The organism is Pseudomonas sp. AC355, assembly GCF_979258205.1.
Genome location: NZ_OZ409843.1, coordinates 2,337,310 through 2,354,509, shown reverse-complemented (window position 1 = coordinate 2,354,509; position 17,200 = coordinate 2,337,310). Strand labels below are relative to the sequence as shown.

Annotated in this window: 15 protein-coding genes and 1 pseudogene; 9 read left to right on the top strand and 7 right to left on the bottom strand. The window is 61.8% G+C overall.

Going from position 1 to position 17,200, the window contains the following annotated elements:
- Nucleotides 1-218: 218 nt before the first annotated feature.
- Nucleotides 219-1,310: an NADH:flavin oxidoreductase/NADH oxidase gene (locus tag ACZ0AI_RS11085; protein WP_463565785.1), complete on the bottom strand. Its 1,092-nt coding sequence runs from the start codon at nucleotides 1,308-1,310 to the stop codon at nucleotides 219-221.
- Between the two features lie 53 nt (nucleotides 1,311-1,363).
- On the opposite strand from ACZ0AI_RS11085, the gene ACZ0AI_RS11080 reads away from it, so the two are divergent.
- Both ACZ0AI_RS11080 and ACZ0AI_RS11075 read left to right on the top strand, forming a co-directional pair.
- On the top strand, nucleotides 1,364-1,699 hold the full coding sequence (locus ACZ0AI_RS11080) for an ArsR/SmtB family transcription factor (RefSeq protein WP_225839151.1): 336 nt from the start codon (nucleotides 1,364-1,366) through the stop codon (nucleotides 1,697-1,699).
- 157 nt (nucleotides 1,700-1,856) lie between these two features.
- On the top strand, nucleotides 1,857-2,294 hold the full coding sequence (locus tag ACZ0AI_RS11075; protein WP_463565784.1) for a hemerythrin domain-containing protein: 438 nt from the start codon (nucleotides 1,857-1,859) through the stop codon (nucleotides 2,292-2,294).
- 33 nt (nucleotides 2,295-2,327) lie between these two features.
- On the opposite strand, the gene ACZ0AI_RS11070 is transcribed toward ACZ0AI_RS11075, so the two are convergent.
- Nucleotides 2,328-5,099 carry a PAS domain-containing protein gene (locus ACZ0AI_RS11070; protein WP_463565783.1) on the bottom strand — a complete coding sequence of 924 codons (2,772 nt, stop codon included), beginning with the start codon at nucleotides 5,097-5,099 and terminating at the stop codon, nucleotides 2,328-2,330.
- Nucleotides 5,100-5,350: 251 nt separating this feature from the next.
- Here ACZ0AI_RS11070 and ACZ0AI_RS11065 point away from each other — a divergent pair, with 251 nt between their 5' ends.
- Complete coding sequence (locus tag ACZ0AI_RS11065; protein WP_463565782.1) at nucleotides 5,351-6,955, top strand: histidine kinase famiy protein; 1,605 nt, start codon at nucleotides 5,351-5,353, stop codon at nucleotides 6,953-6,955.
- A gap of 601 nt (nucleotides 6,956-7,556) precedes the next feature.
- Nucleotides 7,557-8,096 (top strand): thioesterase family protein, encoded by a 540-nt coding sequence (locus tag ACZ0AI_RS11060; protein WP_463565781.1) that lies wholly within the window; start codon nucleotides 7,557-7,559, stop codon nucleotides 8,094-8,096.
- A 51-nt stretch (nucleotides 8,097-8,147) separates the two neighbouring features.
- Here ACZ0AI_RS11060 and ACZ0AI_RS11055 read toward each other — a convergent pair whose 3' ends face one another.
- From ACZ0AI_RS11055 to ACZ0AI_RS11040, 4 genes are all read right to left on the bottom strand, one after another.
- Nucleotides 8,148-10,166, bottom strand: coding sequence for a TonB-dependent receptor (locus ACZ0AI_RS11055; RefSeq protein WP_463566102.1), 2,019 nt, complete (start codon nucleotides 10,164-10,166; stop codon nucleotides 8,148-8,150).
- Nucleotides 10,167-10,307: 141 nt separating this feature from the next.
- The gene (locus tag ACZ0AI_RS11050; RefSeq protein WP_463565780.1) at nucleotides 10,308-10,706 is read right to left on the bottom strand and encodes a DUF2946 family protein; all 399 of its coding nucleotides are present in this window, start codon (nucleotides 10,704-10,706) and stop codon (nucleotides 10,308-10,310) included.
- A gap of 151 nt (nucleotides 10,707-10,857) precedes the next feature.
- A complete protein-coding gene (locus ACZ0AI_RS11045) occupies nucleotides 10,858-11,961 on the bottom strand; it encodes an NADH:flavin oxidoreductase (RefSeq protein ID WP_463565779.1) in 1,104 nt (367 codons plus the stop codon).
- A 101-nt stretch (nucleotides 11,962-12,062) separates the two neighbouring features.
- Nucleotides 12,063-12,224, bottom strand: a complete 162-nt coding sequence (locus ACZ0AI_RS11040; protein ID WP_463565778.1) for a hypothetical protein — start codon at nucleotides 12,222-12,224, stop codon at nucleotides 12,063-12,065.
- 153 nt (nucleotides 12,225-12,377) lie between these two features.
- On the opposite strand from ACZ0AI_RS11040, the gene ACZ0AI_RS11035 reads away from it, so the two are divergent.
- The 3 genes from ACZ0AI_RS11035 (at nucleotide 12,378) to ACZ0AI_RS11025 (ending at nucleotide 14,539) form a co-directional block, all read left to right on the top strand.
- Complete coding sequence (locus ACZ0AI_RS11035; RefSeq protein ID WP_463566101.1) at nucleotides 12,378-12,944, top strand: TetR/AcrR family transcriptional regulator; 567 nt, start codon at nucleotides 12,378-12,380, stop codon at nucleotides 12,942-12,944.
- Between the two features lie 83 nt (nucleotides 12,945-13,027).
- Complete coding sequence (locus ACZ0AI_RS11030; RefSeq protein ID WP_463565777.1) at nucleotides 13,028-13,483, top strand: MaoC family dehydratase; 456 nt, start codon at nucleotides 13,028-13,030, stop codon at nucleotides 13,481-13,483.
- 48 nt (nucleotides 13,484-13,531) lie between these two features.
- Nucleotides 13,532-14,539: an aldo/keto reductase gene (locus tag ACZ0AI_RS11025; protein ID WP_463565776.1), complete on the top strand. Its 1,008-nt coding sequence runs from the start codon at nucleotides 13,532-13,534 to the stop codon at nucleotides 14,537-14,539.
- 55 nt (nucleotides 14,540-14,594) lie between these two features.
- Here the strand turns inward: ACZ0AI_RS11025 and ACZ0AI_RS11020 are convergent, their stop codons facing one another.
- Nucleotides 14,595-15,497 (bottom strand): LysR family transcriptional regulator, encoded by a 903-nt coding sequence (locus ACZ0AI_RS11020; protein WP_463565775.1) that lies wholly within the window; start codon nucleotides 15,495-15,497, stop codon nucleotides 14,595-14,597.
- A 90-nt stretch (nucleotides 15,498-15,587) separates the two neighbouring features.
- Between ACZ0AI_RS11020 and ACZ0AI_RS11015 the strand changes: the two genes are divergently transcribed.
- Together ACZ0AI_RS11015 and ACZ0AI_RS11010 are read left to right on the top strand one after the other, a co-directional pair.
- A complete protein-coding gene (locus tag ACZ0AI_RS11015; RefSeq protein ID WP_463565774.1) occupies nucleotides 15,588-16,364 on the top strand; it encodes an SDR family NAD(P)-dependent oxidoreductase in 777 nt (258 codons plus the stop codon).
- A gap of 55 nt (nucleotides 16,365-16,419) precedes the next feature.
- Nucleotides 16,420-17,176 (top strand): annotated as a pseudogene (locus ACZ0AI_RS11010) (SDR family NAD(P)-dependent oxidoreductase).
- The last annotated feature ends 24 nt before the right edge of the window (nucleotides 17,177-17,200 follow it).

Below are 17,200 nucleotides of genomic sequence, written 5' to 3'. Positions count from 1 at the left end.
TGATTTTTGCCTTGCTGGCTGCGATAACAGGTGGCTTTAGGCTGATTGCGCAACCACTGCAGATGAACTGATTTAGACGGGTATAGGGCTAGATTGAGGCTGCAGATGCTCAGAGTCGCCTCTCGAAAGCTGCTGAGTCGGCCAGGATTTCTGTCCGACTCCGCAGTATGTCGAATCATCTGGCTAGTGTGGCAGCCAGGCGAACGCACTAATGCCGCTTAGCGGTAGCGTTCCAGCCAGTGGGCGTAGGGCGCTGGCAGCGTCCAGGAGGCTTTGTCGACACCCAGTTCCTTGGCGGCGAAGTATGGCCAGTGCGGGTCGGCCAGGTGGGCGCGGCCGATGGATACCAAGTCGAGGTGACCGGCTTTGACTGCTTCTTCCGCCAGTTGTGGCGTGCCGAAGCCCCAGGCGGAGGTTACCGGCAGGTCGGCCTCGCGGCGCACGCGTTCGGCGATCGGGCCCATGAAGGCCGGGCCCCATGGGATGTTGGTATCAGGGATGGTGAAGCCGACGCTGACGCTCAGCAGATCCAGGCCACCGGCCTTGAAGCGGCGGGCCAGCTCGATGGACTCTTCGAGAGTCTGCTCGTCACGGCCGTCGTATTCGAGCACGCCAAAGCGGGCTGTCAGCGGCAGGTGCTCTGGCCAGACTTCGCGAACGGCGGTGAGGGTTTCCAGCATGAAGCGGCTGCGGTTGTCGAAGTTGCCGCCATAGGCATCGGTGCGCTGGTTGGAGTGCTCGGAGAAGAAGCTCTGGCCCAGGTAGCCGTGGGCGAAGTGCAGCTCGATCCATTCGAAGCCGGCATCACGGGCGCGGCGGGCGGCGTCGACGAAGTTTTGGCGTACCCGGGCGATATCTTCCAGGGTCATGGCGCGTGGCACTTTTGGCAGGTTGGCGCCAAAGGCGATGGCCGACGGTGCGATGGTTTCCCAGCCGCGCGAATCGTTATCGGCGATATGGTCGTCGCCTTCCCATGGGCGGTTGGCGCTGGCTTTGCGGCCGGCGTGGGCGATCTGGATGCCTGGCACTGAGCCGGCGGCCTTGATGGCTTGCACCACCGGGACGAATGCCTGGGCGTGTTCGTCGCTCCAGATGCCGGCGCAGCCTGGGGTGATGCGGCCTTCCGGTGCAACGGCGGTGGCCTCGACGACCACCAGGCCTGCGCCGCCACGGGCCATGCCGGCCAAGTGCACATGGTGCCAGTCGTTGATGAGGCCATCGTCGGCCATGTACTGGCACATCGGCGGGATGGCGATGCGGTTGCGAAGGGTGACGTCTTTCAGCTTGAAGGGTTCGAACAGCGCAGACATGGGCAAACTCCAGATTGATTCGTTAGTTACTGTAGTTCGATCATAATCGAACTATGGCAATTGTCGATAGCCCCGTTATCATGTGCAGCATGCGCCCTTTCAAACATCCCGATCCCCGTGACCTGACACTCGAGCGTCTGTTGTACGCCCTGAGTGACCCTGTTCGCCTGGAGATCGTTCGCTGCCTGGCCGGTGTGACTGAGGCCACCTGTGGTGAGCTCGATGGTGGCCGTCCCAAGTCCAGCATGTCTCACCATTTTCGAGTGTTGCGCGATGCCGGCCTGGTGCACACGCGCAACATCGGCACCACGCACATGAACTCCTTGCGTAGCGCCGAGCTTGATACGCGCTTCCCCGGGCTGCTGAGCGCCATTCTTTCGCAGCACTGATACGCCTCTCATAACAACCGATTCTCGTCTTGCCGCATTCGCCGGTGTGCTCGGCTGCGCGCGTTTATTGGTTGAACCACGATTTTGCCGCCTCGGTCTGACCTTGCAGATGGCCTCGAAAGGCCACGGACAATCCGTAACCTGATGAGAGAACCTTATGCAGATCTTCGAAGCATTACGTGAAAGCCACGATCGCCAGCGGGCAATGGCCGAGGCGCTGGTCGCCACCCAGGGCGATTCGCCGGAGCGCGCCCAGTATTACCGTGAGCTGAAAGAGGAGCTGCTCGCCCATGCTCGAGCGGAAGAGCGGTTCTTCTACTCGCCGTTGATGAAGCACGACTCTGGTGTCGATCTGTCTCGCCACGGTGTCGCCGAGCACCACGAGATGGATGAGTTGCTTGAGACCCTGGAAGAAACCGACCCCTCCAGCCCTTCGTGGCTCGCCACCGCCCGCAAACTCAAGGACAAGATCTTCCATCACCTGGAGGACGAGGAGCACACCTTCTTCCAGCAGGCCGGGAAGATGCTCACCCAGCAGCAGAAAACTGCGCTGGCGACCGACTACGTCAAGGACTACGAGGAAGCATTGGGCTGAGAGGGCTGGTGCTGCAACCTGGTGTTGGGAGCGTTATTCCGTCACCAATTCGCGTACCCGCGAAGCCAGCGCTTCCAGGGTGAAAGGCTTGGTCAGCACCGCCATCCCCGTGCGTAGCTGGCCATCGGTGAGCAACGAGTTTTCCGCGTAGCCGGTGATCAGCAGTACCGGCATGCTGGGCCTGCTGGTCAGCGCAGCATCGGCCATCTGCCGGCCGTTCATGCCACCCGGCAAGCCAACATCGCTGATCAGTAGATCGACCTGGGTCTTGGATTGCAGAATGCTCAGCCCGGCAGCGCTGTCGCCGGCCTCGATCACGTTGAGGCCGAGCTCTTCGAGCACCTCGGTTACCAACATGCGTATGGCCGGTTCGTCATCGACCACCAGCGCCGTCTTGCCGGTTCCCTCGGCTGCCAGATCGAGCCCGGCGATCGCCGAGGGTGTCGCCTCGACTTCGGCTTTACCGTTGTGGCGGGGCAGGTACAGGGTCACGACCGTGCCTTCACCCACCGTCGAGGTGATACGCATCTGGCCACCTGACTGCTTGGCGAAACCGTATGCCATGGACAGGCCAAGCCCCGTGCCTTCGCCCATCGGTTTGGTGGTGAAGAACGGCTCCACTGCGCGGGCGACGATCTGCGCCGGCATGCCCACGCCGTTGTCCAGCACCGCCAGGCTCAGGTAGTCGCCTTCGGGCAGATTGAGGGTGGCGCCGCGCTTGGCATCGATCCACAGGTTCTCCGTGGTCGCTTTGATCACGCCGCCGTTGGGCATGGCGTCGCGGGCGTTGATGCACAGGTTGAGGAGGGTGTTTTCCAGTTGCGATGCATCGACCAGGGCTGTCCACAGGTTCGGCTGCAGTTCGCTTTCCAAGTGGATGCTCGGGCCGACGGTACGCTGGATCATTTCCAGCATGCCAGCGATCAGCAGGTTGACGTCCGTCAGCTTGGGCAGCAGCGTTTGGCGCCTTGAGAAGGCCAGCAGCCGATGTGTCAGTGCGGCGGCACGCCGGGTGGCAGTTTCTGCCGAGCTCATGTACTTGGTCAGCTCATGGAAGCGGCCCTGCTCGATGCGCAGATGCATCAGTTCCAGCGAGCCGGAAATGCCCGCGAGCAGGTTGTTGAAGTCGTGGGCGATGCCGCCGGTCAATTGCCCGATCGCCTCCATCTTCTGGGACTGTCGCAGCGACTCCTCGGCCATGTGCTGGGCGGTGACATCGCGGCCGACGAAGTGGAATACATCACTCACGGAGTCCGGAGCCGCTGTCCACAGGAAGGATCGCGCATCACCCGCCTTGCAACGCAGGCGGCTGGTAAAGCCGCTGACCTTTTCGCCCTTGCTCAGGCGCTCCAGGAGCCCGAAAACGTCTGCCCGATCTTCCTCCACCACTATCTCGATAAATGGTGTGCTGAGCAGTTGCTCGGCTTCCCAGCCTAGCAACTGAGTCCAGGCCGGGTTGATGGTTTTGAAGTAACCGTCTAGCCCTGCGGAGCCCATCAGATCGTTGGTGCTTTCCCACAGGCGGTCGCGCTCGGCAGTGCGTTTTTTCAGCTCGGCACGGTTGAGCTTTTCCCGGGTTACATCCCGTGCGGAGCAGTACGTTTTGCCACCACTGGGAACGGCCACCCAAGACAGCCAGCGCCATTCACCGTCCTTGCAACTGAAGCGATTTTCCAGGCCCAGTGCGGGCTCGCCGGCCAGCTTGACCTGCTGCCAGACGCGCTGCGTATCGGCTTGGTCGGCAGGGTGCACGAATGCCAGGAAGTGGGTGTCAGCCAGCTCCTCTTCCGACCAGCCAAGAGTCGTCTGCCAGGCGGGGTTGGATGCCTCGAAATAACCGTCGTCGTTGAGTACGCCGAGCAGATCCGGCGTTATCTGCCAGGTACGACCGCGCTCGAAGGTCTGCGCGATGACTTTCTGTTCGAGTTCGGCGTTGAGTGCCATGACCCGTGCAATGGCGCGATCACGTTCGCCTTCGATGGCGCGCCGCTCCTCCACATTGATCAGTACGCCAGGGAAGCTCAGCCCACTGCCATCGGCAGCCAGTTCCACGCGACCATTGGCCTCCAGCCAGTAATAGCAGCCGTCGGCACGGCGCACACGATACTGGTGGGCGTAGGGGCCGCCACGGGAGATGACTTCGTTGATTGCCTCGAGCAGGCTCTCGATATCATCAGGATGAACGGTTTCGACAACCTGCTGCAGGCTCAAACCTTCACGGCCCAACGCGGGATCCAGGCCGAAGTTGTGCGCGAAGGCTTCGTCTACGGTGAAGCGGTTGGTGGGCAGATCCCAGAACCAGGTGCCGATTATGGCTCCCGCAGCCAGGGCCAGTTGCACCCGCTCGGCGTTGGCGATGGCGGGTTGCTGAATCGTCACCACCTGAGTGGTTTCGATGGCCACATTGAGGAAGCCGGCGATTGCGCCTGAAGTGTCCTCCAGGGGGCTGTAGGAAAACGTCCAGTAGGTGTCCTCGGGATAACCGTTGCGGGTCATCAGCAAGTACATGTTTTCGTGATGAGTCGGTTCGCCGGCCAGCACCTTGTCCACCAGCGGGCCAATGGTATCCCACACGTCGGGCCAGACTTTCTGGATAGGCTGACCCAGTGCACCAGGATGGCGGTTGCCGAGAAAAGGCACATAGGCATCGTTGTAAAGGAGGGTGCGTTCGGGCCCCCAGGTTGCGCACATGGCGAAACTGCTTTTGCTCATGATGCCGTAGGTGGTGCGCAGCGCATCCGGCCAGGTTTCCAACGCTCCGAGTGGCGTCAAAGCCCAATCGAAATCTTTGAGGGTGGATTGCACGGAGCACCTTGCGCTGGCGGATGGACGACGTGGAGAGTTTGCCATTAGAGGTGTGGTGGTTCACAGGGGCATTGTTTTCAGCAGCCGAGATTGTGTGGATTCGCTGCCGCCATACAGCGCTGAATTGGCTCACTGATTACCGTGGGAAACTTGTACAGGTGATTCTGTTTGTAGAACTTATTGATGGCCAATTGCTCGAATTTGTAGAGCGGCCGTTTCGCTGGTTGCGCCCATTCCTACAGGGAAAGCCAATGGTTAATAGCGGCAAACAGAATTTCCGTGTCGATAACACCTCATCCGGGGACATCTCCGGCTCCGGCAAGAACATCTTCTTTGCGGCGGTAGAAACCACCCGCATGCCGATGATAATCGCCGACCCGAATCGTGACGATAATCCGATCATCTTCGCCAATAACGCCTTTCTGGAGATGACCGGTTACAGCGCCGAAGAAGTCGTCGGTAGGAACTGCCGTTTCCTGCAGGGACCGGAAACGGATCGCGCGGTGGTCGCGCAGGTTCGTGAAGCGGTTGCGATGAGGCAAGAACTGGCCGTCGAGCTGATCAACTACCGAAAAGACGGCTCGACGTTCTGGAGTGCGCTGTTTATTTCGCCGGTCTACAACGACGCCGGTGAGCTGATTTATTTCTTCTCTTCCCAGCTGGATATCAGCCGTCGTCGTGATGCCGAGGAAGGTTTGCGCCAGGCGCAGAAAATGGAAGCGCTGGGCCAGCTCACGGGTGGTATCGCCCATGACTTCAATAACCTGCTGCAAGTGATGATCGGCTACCTCGAGGTGCTCGACCGTACGATAACCAAACCTGCATACGACCAGGAGCGCATGCAGCGCTACGTGCGCAACTCCCGTAATGCCGCTGATCGTGCTGCCACCCTTACCCAGCAATTGCTGGCATTTGCGCGCAAGCAGAAGCTCGAGGGCCGCGTGCTCAACCTCAACGGGCTTATCAACGGCTTCCAGGAACTGGGTGAGCGAACCCTGGGCCAGTCCACCCTGCGATTGACGCTCGAAAAGACGCTCTGGAACTGCCGGATCGACCCGACGCAGGCCGAAGTCGCCTTTCTCAATATCCTCATCAATGCCCGCGATGCGCTTGAAGGGCGTGAGCATCCGACGGTCGATATCGAAACCAAGAACGTGGTGGTCGACGACCTGGGCAGCATGTCTTATGACGGTTTGATGCCGGGGCGTTACGTCAGCATCGCCATCACTGACAACGGCATCGGCATGGCCGAGAGCGTGAGTACACGAGTGATGGATCCGTTCTTCACCACCAAAGAGGAGGGCAAAGGCTCAGGCCTCGGCCTGTCGATGGTCTATGGCTTCGTCAAACAGTCCGGCGGCACGGTGAGGATTTATTCCGAAGAAGGTGTTGGCACCACGTTGCGCCTGTATTTCCCCGCGGATGACAGCCAGGTCACCCAGCGTCTTGCCAAGGAGCAGCCAGGCGAGCGCAATGGCACTGAGCGCGTGCTGATCGTGGAAGACCGGCCGGATGTGGCCGATCTGGCCAAGATGGTGCTCGAAGACTATGGCTACATCGCCGAGATCTCCATGAACGCCCGTGAAGCGCTGCTAATGCTCGACATGGCCGACTACGACCTGCTGTTCACCGACCTGATCATGCCTGGTGGAATGAATGGCGTGATGCTCGCCCGCGAAGCCAGGCGTCGCAAACCGGGGCTGAAAGTACTGCTCACCACGGGTTACTCAGAGAGTTCTCTGGAGAGCACCGACGCTGCCGGCAGTGAGTTCGAGGTGATATCCAAGCCATACGTGCCGACCGATCTGGCCCGCAAAGTGCGCCAGGTCATCGAGGGGCCGACAGGCGTTGGCTGATCCTCACTGCTGCCTTAGCTTGCTTATAGTGAGGAGAATCTTCAGCGTTAGCCGAGAGCGTGAGCGCTCCGATAGGTTCACACAAACGAACCGTATGACGAGCGGTATCAATACAGTGCGAACCGATTTGCCCATCGTTGCCTCACATTATTATGGACAACTATATAAATAGATTTACCTCTGAAACAGGCTGCCGACTTGACCTTGAAAAAGGCCCAACCGGCATATGCTTCAAAGCGATGTCAGCGGACGGGCAATGCGTGGGGAGCAGGTGCCTGAGTAAGGCCCAACTGGAAAACTGCGCCTTGGTGCAAGCCGTTATGCTCGACTTCATCGCTCAAACCAATAGGGTGCTGGAACCAAACAGGAGGCTTGCCTCCTCGGCGCATATGCCTAAAAAAGATACTGGCCCTGCTCCGCGCTGCTAGCCCTGTGTTGAACAGATACTCGATGTGCAGCGAACGGCATTGCCTCTATTGGCAGCGGGGCTAAAGCACCATCGTTTTTGCATAAATCCCATGGGGTAAGGCAGTTCTGCAACTACCTTGCTTGGCGCGACGTGTTTACAGTGCACGTCTTCGTTCGAGCAGGTGTTCGCGTTATGAATCTTTGGTTTCGCCTTTTTCTGATGCTGCTGCGCCGGCCATGGCGCCGGCCTGTATCTGCGTTCGAAACCACCGTCGTGCGCATGCGCGTCTGGCCGCTTGATCTCGACCTTAACCGCCACGTCACCAATGGCCGCTACTTCACCCTGTCTGATGTCGGGCGTATGGATTACGTACTGCGCAGCGGTGCGTTTCGGGTAGCGCTGCGTCATCGTGCCCTGCCTATCGTCGGTGATGTATGGGGCAAGTTCCGTCGTGAACTGAAGCTGTTCCAGGCTTTTGAAATTCATACCCGGATGTTGGGTTGGGATGAAAAATGGAGCTTTATCGAACACCGATTCGTGAGGGATGGCCGGGTGCTGGGCGTGGTCATCATGCGCGGCTTGTTCCGTGGGCCGAAAGGCAACGTATCGCCAGGTGAGTTCGCGTTGGAACTGAACTTGCCCGAACAGTCCCCGCCACTGCCCGACTGGTTGAGCAACTGGTCCGAGAGCTGCGACCGCTTGAGCAGCCAACTGCGTGATGAAGAGCAGTGAGTGGCGGCGCCATGGCCACGTAGCCAGTCGCTACGTGGCCATGGCCGTCGTCTAGAAGTCCAGCGTCAGGCCTGCATAGATCGCCCGACCATCGCCGGTAGCGTGTAGCGATTGCTGCACACCGGCACTGTCGTCATACCAGGCGTATTCGTAGTAACGGTCGGTGATGTTCTTGGCCTGCACATCGACGCTCAGGGTTGGCGTGACCTGATAAGTCGCCCCCAGATTGAGCAGCACATAATCGCCGAACTTGCCGGTGCTGTTGGTGCGTTCGAGGTAGTAGTCGCTCTGGCCGTTGACCCAGGCGGACAGCTCGAGCTCAGGCGTCAGCTGATAGGTCGAGCCAGCGGCGTAAAGGTGATGAGGCACGTGATCCATCTCCTTGCCCTTGCTGGCCGGCAGGTTGGGATTGGGCTCGAGGATCTCCGAGAACTGCCGCGAGTAGGACAGCCACATGCTGCTGGCGTCGCTGGGGTACAGGTTGAGCTGTACATCCCAGCCTTTGCGCAAGGTTTTCCCGACGTTCTCGGCATCGCCAACGGCGTCGTTGAGCTTGCGCTGCACTTCATCCGAGGCCTTCTGCTCCCAGTAGGCGATCCGGCCATCGATCCAGGCGGCTGGCTTGAACTTGATCCCGGTTTCCCAGCCATCGTTGATCGACGGTTTCAGGTCGTCGCTGAGGGTCGCCAGGCGATACGCCGCCGACCCGACCCCGACCTGATAGCTGCGGCCCCAGTTGGCATAAAGGCTGGCTTGCTCCCAGGGCGAGTAGACGACGCTGATCTTTGGCTGTTTGATCAGACCATAGTCATTGACGTCGGCATGCTCACCGCTCAACCCGTTGACGTAGCCGCCATAGAGCTTGTCGACCCGGTACGCCGGGATGATCTTCAGCGTGTCGGTCGGCTCGATCACCGCCTGCACATAGGTGCCGTAAACATTCAGGTCGAACTGCTGATCGCGGGTCTGCGCCACGCGGCTGCGCTGTTGCGTGCGATAACGCAGGCTCTCGTTCTCCTGGCGCTGTACCTCGGCACCACCCTCCAGAGCGAAGGCATGCAGATGCTCGACCTCAGGGCGCCAGGTCAGGCTGCTCAGCGCGCCGTACTGGGTTTCGTCGGCGTAGCGTTCCTGCTGCGACGAGGTGCGCCAATACTGCGTCCAGCGGCGGTCTTCGAAAGTATTCACGTAGGCCTTGCTGGCCCAGCTCAGGGTATCCGAGAGGTTGGCATCCAGGTGCAGGCTGAGCTGATTCATTTCCCGCTCACCGGTGTCGGTGGCGTTGTTGGCATAGGACTGCCGTGGCCGCTCGCGAGAGTCGGCCCGACTCAGGTAGCCCGCTTCGTCGGCATCGGCGGTGTAGTGCCGGGCGATCAGACCGGCACGCCAGGCGTCATCGTCTGCGGTGTAGAACCACTTACCGGCGAAGCTCATGCGCTCGGCCTTGGCATGATCCCGGTAGCCCTCACTGCCTTGGTAGCTGAACGAATAGTTCTGGCTCCAGTTGCCGTCCTCGACGCCCTTCACCAGTTGCAGCTCACGGGTGTCGAAGCTGCCGTAGCGCAGCCGCAACTTGCCGTCGTTGCCGCCCTGGCGGGTATTGATGCTGGCGTTGCCGGCGATGTTGTGCAGCCCGTAGCGCGGGTCGTTGGTGCCGCGTACCACTTCGATACTGTCGATCTCCAACGGGAAGACCATGTCGATGAAGGGCATGTTGCCGTCGTTGGTATTGCTGGGAATCCCGTCGATCAGCAGCTTGACGGCATTCACCTCACCCTCGCCGTTGAAGCCGCGAAACGACAGCTTGCCGGAGGTGGTGCCCTGATTGAATTGGGTCAGCATCACGCCGGGCGCACGGTTGAACAGTTCCCAGCTGTATTGCACCGGCTGCTTTTCGAGGATGTCGGCGCCGAGCACATCGACCGAGCTGAGAATGTTGTGGCTGGCCAGCGGGCCGGCTTGCCCGGCAACGACGCTGACCGCGCCCAGGGTGACGACCGAATCGCCGGTGTTGCGGGTGTCGGCAACGGCCTGGCTCAGCGGCGTGAGGGCGAACAGGCAGGAGAGCATGACGGTTGGCGCCGAACGGCGCGCGAGTGGCAGCAGCAGAGCGGTGTCTGTTGTTTTCATCAAAGGTTTTTCCACGCGAAATAGGTGACGCTGTTTCCCGACCGCGCGCAGGCGCAGGCCGATGGAATCAGGCTGATTGGGTCACACGGCGAGGAAGCGGGAAGGGGAGGCGCGAGGATTCAGGGAGGGCCATAGATAGCGCGGTGGCGGTTGCGCCAGGCTGCGCACGACGATTGGCGACGGCATTGCCGAGAGCAGGTGGCCAATGTTCCAGCTCGCGGTATTGAGGGCGACGGCCAGGGAAGAGGACGAGCACAGCGGGCAGTTGAATTGCGCACTCATCTGCTGGGACTGGCTGGAGCTGCCGTCTTCGTAGCTCTGGCCGTGATCACTGCCAGAGGCGCAGTAACCGCCGTTCAGGCCGCTGAGGGCAAGGCCGCTCATCTGCCCGTGATGAATACCGCAGACGAACAGGCTAAACAGGACGCTGGCGTAGAGCATCCATGCAATCAGTGACCGTTCATGGCGGGCGAATTTCATGGGGCCAAACTTTACCACCGCGGTAAGGTTTGGCGAGGGCACCTAGCGTGGTGAATTGCCGCACTGACGGCTTTGGGTGAAGACGAGCAAGGCGCGGAGATTTGATCCCCGCGGCTGCCGTGTTTCCAGCGCACATTGCGTGCGCCAATCGTCAGGCTAGTGTGGCGAGGTCGGCGGCATTGAAGCCTGGCAGCGGCTCACCGTTACGAACCTTGTTGGCCCACTGCGCGTCGGAGATCAGTACACGGCCCACGGCGATCAGGTCGAACTCTTCACGCTCGAGGCGCAGGTGCAGATTATCCAGTACGGCGGCATCGGAGCCCTTGCCGCCAAAGGCGCCGAAGAAGTCGCCATCTAGCCCTACCGAGCCGACGCTGATGGTCGCTGCACCGGTGAGTTTCTTCGCCCAACCCGCGAAGTTGAGGCCGTGCTCGCCGTCGATGTCCGCGAACTCCGGCTCCCAGAAGCGGCGCTGCGAGCAATGCAGGATATCCACGCCAGCCTCGACCAGCGGCGCCAGCCACTGGGTCATCTCGTCAGGCGTGGTCGCCAGACGTGCGGCATAGTCCTGCTGCTTCCACTGGCTGACCCGCAGGATCAGCGGGAAGTCTGGCCCGACGGCCGCGCGAACGGCGCGTACCGCCTCCGCTGCAAAGCGCGAGCGCTCGGCGATGGTCGCGCCACCGAAGGCGTCCGTGCGGGTGTTGGTGCCCGGCCAGAAGAACTGGTCGATCAGGTAACCATGGGCGCCATGCAGCTCGACCGTGTCGAAGCCCAGGCGTTTGGCATCCGCTGCCGCGGTGGCGAATGCCGCCACGGTGTCGGCGATGTCTTCCAGAGTCATGCTCACGCCGCGCGGATCATCGGGGGCCACCAGCCCGGACGGGCTTTCCACCGGCGCATCAGGCACCCATTCGCCACGGGAACGGGTCGAGCCGGTGTGCCAGATTTGTGGGCCGATACGCCCGCCAGCCGCGTGTACGGCCTTGGCCACTTCAGCCCAGCCAGCCAGCGCTGCATCGCCATGGAAGAATGGAATGCCCGGCATGTTGCGCGAGGCCGGGCGGTCGATCACCGTGCCCTCGGTCAGGATCAGGCCCACGCCGCCGGCAGCGCGACGGCGGTAGTACTCGGCATGTTGCTCGCCGGGAATACCTTCGGGCGCCAGGGCACGGGTCATGGGCGCCATGACGATGCGGTTGGGCAGATCCAGGCTTTTCAGTTTGAAGGGGCTGAACAGTACATCGTCGGACATGACACGCTCCATTTGGGTTAGTGGCCGCTGCATATTCAGCGGTACTGCTAATGCGGTGAATCGGGGAATTCGGCAGCGCCAAGCGGGCGCTGCCAGGCTGATCACGCAGCCATTATTCGGGCCAGCACAGCCTGGTGAAGCCAGCGCGGCATCGCCCACATGAACACGACATTCAGCTTGTTGGCAACACCAGGGACCACGCTGATACGCCCGCCATTCATGGCGCGAATACCTGCAAGCAGCACGGGCGGCGTCTGCATCACGAATGCCCTCATTCGATGTGGGGAGGCGCACCTTGGTTGGGCTCGGCGTATTTAAAATGATGGTCGTAATCTTTTATGTCAATAAAATTGATTATGATCGACATCAATGTATGCTTGACGCTTGATAGGCGATGCACCAGGAGGCATGTGGATATGCGAGTGACCAAGGCTCAGGCCCAGGCGAACCGAGCGCTGATCGTCGAAACAGCCTCTGCTCTGTTTCGTGAGCGTGGCTATGACGGCGTGGGTGTGGCGGATCTGATGGCCGCTGCCGGCTTCACGCATGGCGGGTTCTACAAGCACTTCGGCTCCAAGGCTGACCTGATGGCGCAATCGGCTGCCTGCGGCATTTCAAAAACGCTGGAGCGCAGTAGCGGTGTAGACGCCGCCGCGTTCTTCAACTTCTACGTTTCCCGACAGCACCGTGATGAGCGCGGGTCTGGCTGCACCATGGCCGCGCTTGGCGGCGACGCGACGCGTCAACCGGACGAGATCAAGGCGATATTCGCGCAGGGCATCGAAGGCATGCTGGCGACGCTCGATCATGAGGGCGATACGCAAGGGCGGGACGCGCGAGCGCAAATGATCGGTTTGTTCGCCCAAGCAGTCGGGGCGATCGTGTTATCCCGCGCCTGCCCGGACGATTCCCCGCTGGCAGACGAGATCATCGACCTGTGTCGTTCGCAGATCCTTGCAGCCATACCCGAGAACGCGAGCTAGCGGCATCGTCCCTTCGTTGTGCTTGGCTGATGACCGTACTTTTCATAACGCACCTGCGGCCCGTAAAAAGAGGGAGCCTAACGATGACCATCTACTACCTGGACGACCTGGAACCGGGTCAACGCTTCGCTGGCACTACCCGGGTTCGTCTCGACGCGGAGGCCATCAAGACCTTCGCTGCCGAGTTCGATCCCCAGCCATTCCATCTCGACGAAACCGCTGCCAGTACTTCGATTTTTGGTGCACTGGCCGCCAGTGGCTGGCACACCGCCGCGCTGACCATGCGCCTGCTGGTGGACTGCGAGCCGAAACTCGCCGGCGGCATTGTCGGCGCCGGCTTCGACGAGCTGCGCTGGCCGCTGCCGGTCAGGCCTGGCGATGAACTGCGGGTGGAACTCGAGGTGCTGGAAGTGCGGCCATCCAGATCCAAGCCTACTCAAGGGCTGGTCAAGCTGCGCACCACCACGCTGAATCAGGATGGGCAAGTCGTGCAGGTTTCCGTGGGCAATCTGGTGGTGCCTCGTCGCCCTGAGCAATAGCGCCAATCGACCTCTAACAGTGGCCGCCTGACGGCGGGGGAGAACAGCATGAAATACACCACGTTTGGCAAAACGGGCCTGCAGGTTTCCCAGGTGGCGCTGGGCACGGGTAATTTTGGAACCGGCTGGGGCTACGGTGCCGACCCGGATACCAGCGAGGCCATTTTCAACGCCTACGCCGAAGCCGGTGGCAACTTCATCGATACCGCGGACGTGTACCAGTTCGGCCAGTCCGAGGCGCTGCTCGGTACGCTGCTTGAGGGTCGCCGCGAGGATTTCGTCCTCGCTACCAAGTTCACCAACGGCGCGGCACCCGATGCCAACCGCTTGGTCACCGGTAACAGCCGCAAGGCGATGGTCGCGTCGGTCGAGGCGAGCCTGAAGCGCCTGAAAACCGACCGCATCGATATCTACTGGGTGCATCATCCCGACGCTGTTACGCCCATGGAAGAAGTGGTTCGCGGTCTGGATGATCTTGCTCGCGCCGGCAAGATTCTCTACGCGGGCCTGTCCAACTTTCCGGCCTGGCGTCTCGCCCATGCTGCCACCCTGGCACAACTGACCCGCGCCGTTCCCATCGCGGCGGCGCAGTTCGAACACAGCTTAGTGCATCGCGATCCCGAGGCCGATCTGTTCCAGGCGTCCCACGCGCTAGGCCTCGGTATCGTCACGTGGTCGCCACTGGGCGGCGGCATGCTCACGGGTAAATACCGACAAGGCGAGAAGGGCAGGGCCGAAGGCTTCGGTGGCCGGGTATTCCAGGCCGAGAACTCGACGCAGCGCACGCAGATTCTCGACGTGCTGATCTCGGTTGCCGATGAGCTGGGCGTCAACCCTGGCCAGGTTGCAATTGCCTGGGCCGGTACTCACGGCTCGGTGCCGATCATCGGGCCACGCTCCCTGGCGCAGCTCACCGACAATCTTGGTTCCCTGGCGCTCGAACTGTCGGCCGAGCAGATCGCTCGCCTCGATGCGGTAAGCGATCTGGGCCAGGCGACAGCAGCGAGAACCCCGGTTTCCTGGGCTTCGGGCAACCTGCCGAGAATCGTTGCCTAACAGAGCGTTGGCGGCGGGTCGATGAAGTGCGGAACGCTGCAGCAGAGCCGGGCACTTACGAACGCGCCGGCCCAGTCTCGACCTGCTCGCGCAGCAGTTGCAGATAACGGCGTGCGCCCAGCCCCAGGGGGCGGCTCTTGTACCAGATGACATCGACCCACAGGCGTATCTGGCTGGCCATGTTGTCGAACTTGACCGCGGCCAGTACGCCCGAGGCGATCATCGGCTGAACCAGCGGCTGCGGCAGGTACGCCCAGCCCAGGCCGGCCTGCACCAGGTCGAGGGTGGCCAGGTAACTGTCCGTGAGCCACACGCGGTGGGAAAGCACGATCTGCGGGTCGGAGGCGTTGGGGTCGCCGCTGGCCACCACGATCTGCCGTGTGTCCGCCATGTGCGCTTCGTCCAGCGGTTTTCCCTCTCTGGTGAACGGGTAGCCTGGCGCGGCGACTGCGGTAAGCAACTGGCTGCCGGCTTCGGCAAAGGCTTCGCGTTCGTCGATGCCGGGGCGCTCGAACATCAACGCCACCTGCACGCTGCCGTCATGCAGCATGCGTACCGCATCGGCCTGGGCTGCCGAGCGTATTTCTATCTCCAGGGTGGGGAATTCCCGGGCCAGGGTAATCAGCGGCTGGCTCCAGGCACCGGTCTGCAGCTCCGGGGCCATCGCCAGCACCAGCCTTCTCTCCAGGCCCTTGTGCAACTGCAGCGCATGGGCGTCGAGCAGGTTCAGCTGACTGGCCACCTGTCTGGCCTGGGGCTCCAGTGCGCGGGCAGCTGGTGTAGGCAGCGCCTTGCGGGTCGAGCGATCGAACAGGATCAGATCCAGTTCCGCCTCCAGCTGCGACACCGCCATGTTCACGGCCGAGGGCACACGGCCCAGGACGCGCGCTGCCGCGGAAAACGAGCCTTCGTCGATGACGGCGAGAAATACCCGAAGAGATTCGCTGGTGAACACCATGGTTGTCAGTTTCCCTGATAACAGTCGTCTTTTTGTATCAGATTTATGCGCTTAGCATCCAGCCCATGAAACCCGTGGGATGAGGTCGGTATGTTCAGGGCAATGGCAGGTCAGGTGGCATTGGTCAGCGGCGCTGGTAGCGAGAGCGGCATCGGCATGGCCATTGCGCGCAGGCTCGGGGCGGCTGGCGTAAAGCTGATCGTCACCGCCAGCAGCGCGCGCATCGCCGAGCGTGTAGCCGAGCTACGCGCTGCGGGCTTCGAGGCCGAGGGCTGTGCGGTCGACCTCACCGACGAAGCGCAGACGCAGGCGTTCGCAGACTGGGCCGAGGCGCTCTGGGGGCGCATCGACATCCTGGTCAACAACGCCGGCATGGCCATGCAGGGCAGCCCCGAGCCCTTCGTCGAGGTGTCGAAGATGAGCCTCGACGTATGGAACCTGTCGATCTCGCGCAACCTGACCACCGCCTTTCTGCTCACCCGCGCCGTGCTGCCGGGCATGCAGCAGCGCCAATATGGCCGTGTCGTACACGTCAGCTCGGTGACTGGCACGCGGGTCGGCAATCCGGGGGAGGCCGGCTACAGCGCGGCCAAGGCCGGAATGCTCGGTTTGAACCGGTCACTGGCGCTGGAAGTGGCCGGCCAGGGAATCACCGTCAATTCGGTAGCGCCGGGGTGGATCACCACCGCCGCCACCCACCCCGAAGAACAGCGCGCTGCGGCCTACGTGCCCGTGGGCCGCGCCGGCTATCCCGAAGAAGTCGCCGCTGCAGTGGCCTTCCTGGCCTCACCGGAGGCGAGCTACATCACTGGTGAGTCGCTGGTGATCGATGGTGGCAACAGCCTGATCGAGAACAAGGCGCCCTGAGCGCCAACCCCTCTTTTTATCCCCTCAAGCGGCCTGCGGGCCGAGGAGTAAACCGATGCAACCCGTCGTTCTGATTACCGGTGCCCTAGGCGGTATCGGCCAGGCCATGTGCGAGCGTTTCAATGCGGGTGGCTGGCAGGTCTTCGGCACGGATCTGGACGCCACCGCGCTCGCCGCGCTGCAGGCCGAAGGCAAGCTGGCCGGCGCGCATGCTGCCGACATTCGCAAGCCGAGCGCCTGCAAAGACGTCGTCGCGTCGCTGCTCGCCAGCACCGGCCGGCTGGACGCACTGGTGAACTGCGCCGGTGTGTGGCGTGAAGGCCCGGTGGAATCGTTCAGCGAAGAGGATTTCGACATCGTGCTGGACGTCAACCTCAAGGCCACCTTCTTCATGTGCTCGGCCAGCATCCCGGCGCTGCGCGAGAGCAAGGGCGCCATCGTCAACATCTCCAGCGACGCCGGCCGGCAGGGCAATCGCAATGCTGCCGCCTACTGCGCCAGCAAGGGCGCGGTGACCCTCATGACCAAGGCGCTGGCGCTGGATCTAGCGCCTTCAGGCGTGCGCTGCAACAGCGTGTCGCCGGGCGATGTGGAGACTCCGATGCTGAAGTTTCAGGCCGAGCATTACGGCAATGGTGACCAGCAGGCGTACTACCAGGATCTGCTGGCCAAGTACCCGCAAGGCGACGCGGCGCGTTTCATCCAGCCCGGCGAAGTGGCCGATCTGGCGTATTTCCTCTGCCAGAGCAGCGCGCCGGTCCATCACCGGCGCGGACATGGTAATCGACTGCGGTGTGTCGGCCGGCAACTGAGCGTTGCGGCGACCCGTTCATACA

What these genes read in the sequence shown, in the direction of transcription:
- ACZ0AI_RS11085 (WP_463565785.1), bottom strand. Translation starts at nt 1,310, where the DNA reads ATGTCTGCGCTGTTCGAACCCTTCAAGCTGAAAGACGTCACCCTTCGC.
- ACZ0AI_RS11080 (WP_225839151.1), top strand. Translation starts at nt 1,364, where the DNA reads ATGGCAATTGTCGATAGCCCCGTTATCATGTGCAGCATGCGCCCTTTC.
- ACZ0AI_RS11075 (WP_463565784.1), top strand. Translation starts at nt 1,857, where the DNA reads ATGCAGATCTTCGAAGCATTACGTGAAAGCCACGATCGCCAGCGGGCA.
- ACZ0AI_RS11065 (WP_463565782.1), top strand. Translation starts at nt 5,351, where the DNA reads ATGGTTAATAGCGGCAAACAGAATTTCCGTGTCGATAACACCTCATCC.
- ACZ0AI_RS11060 (WP_463565781.1), top strand. Translation starts at nt 7,557, where the DNA reads ATGAATCTTTGGTTTCGCCTTTTTCTGATGCTGCTGCGCCGGCCATGG.
- ACZ0AI_RS11055 (WP_463566102.1), bottom strand. Translation starts at nt 10,166, where the DNA reads ATGCTCTCCTGCCTGTTCGCCCTCACGCCGCTGAGCCAGGCCGTTGCC.
- ACZ0AI_RS11050 (WP_463565780.1), bottom strand. Translation starts at nt 10,706, where the DNA reads ATGAAATTCGCCCGCCATGAACGGTCACTGATTGCATGGATGCTCTAC.
- ACZ0AI_RS11045 (WP_463565779.1), bottom strand. Translation starts at nt 11,961, where the DNA reads ATGTCCGACGATGTACTGTTCAGCCCCTTCAAACTGAAAAGCCTGGAT.
- ACZ0AI_RS11035 (WP_463566101.1), top strand. Translation starts at nt 12,378, where the DNA reads ATGCGAGTGACCAAGGCTCAGGCCCAGGCGAACCGAGCGCTGATCGTC.
- ACZ0AI_RS11030 (WP_463565777.1), top strand. Translation starts at nt 13,028, where the DNA reads ATGACCATCTACTACCTGGACGACCTGGAACCGGGTCAACGCTTCGCT.
- ACZ0AI_RS11025 (WP_463565776.1), top strand. Translation starts at nt 13,532, where the DNA reads ATGAAATACACCACGTTTGGCAAAACGGGCCTGCAGGTTTCCCAGGTG.
- ACZ0AI_RS11020 (WP_463565775.1), bottom strand. Translation starts at nt 15,497, where the DNA reads ATGGTGTTCACCAGCGAATCTCTTCGGGTATTTCTCGCCGTCATCGAC.
- ACZ0AI_RS11015 (WP_463565774.1), top strand. Translation starts at nt 15,588, where the DNA reads ATGTTCAGGGCAATGGCAGGTCAGGTGGCATTGGTCAGCGGCGCTGGT.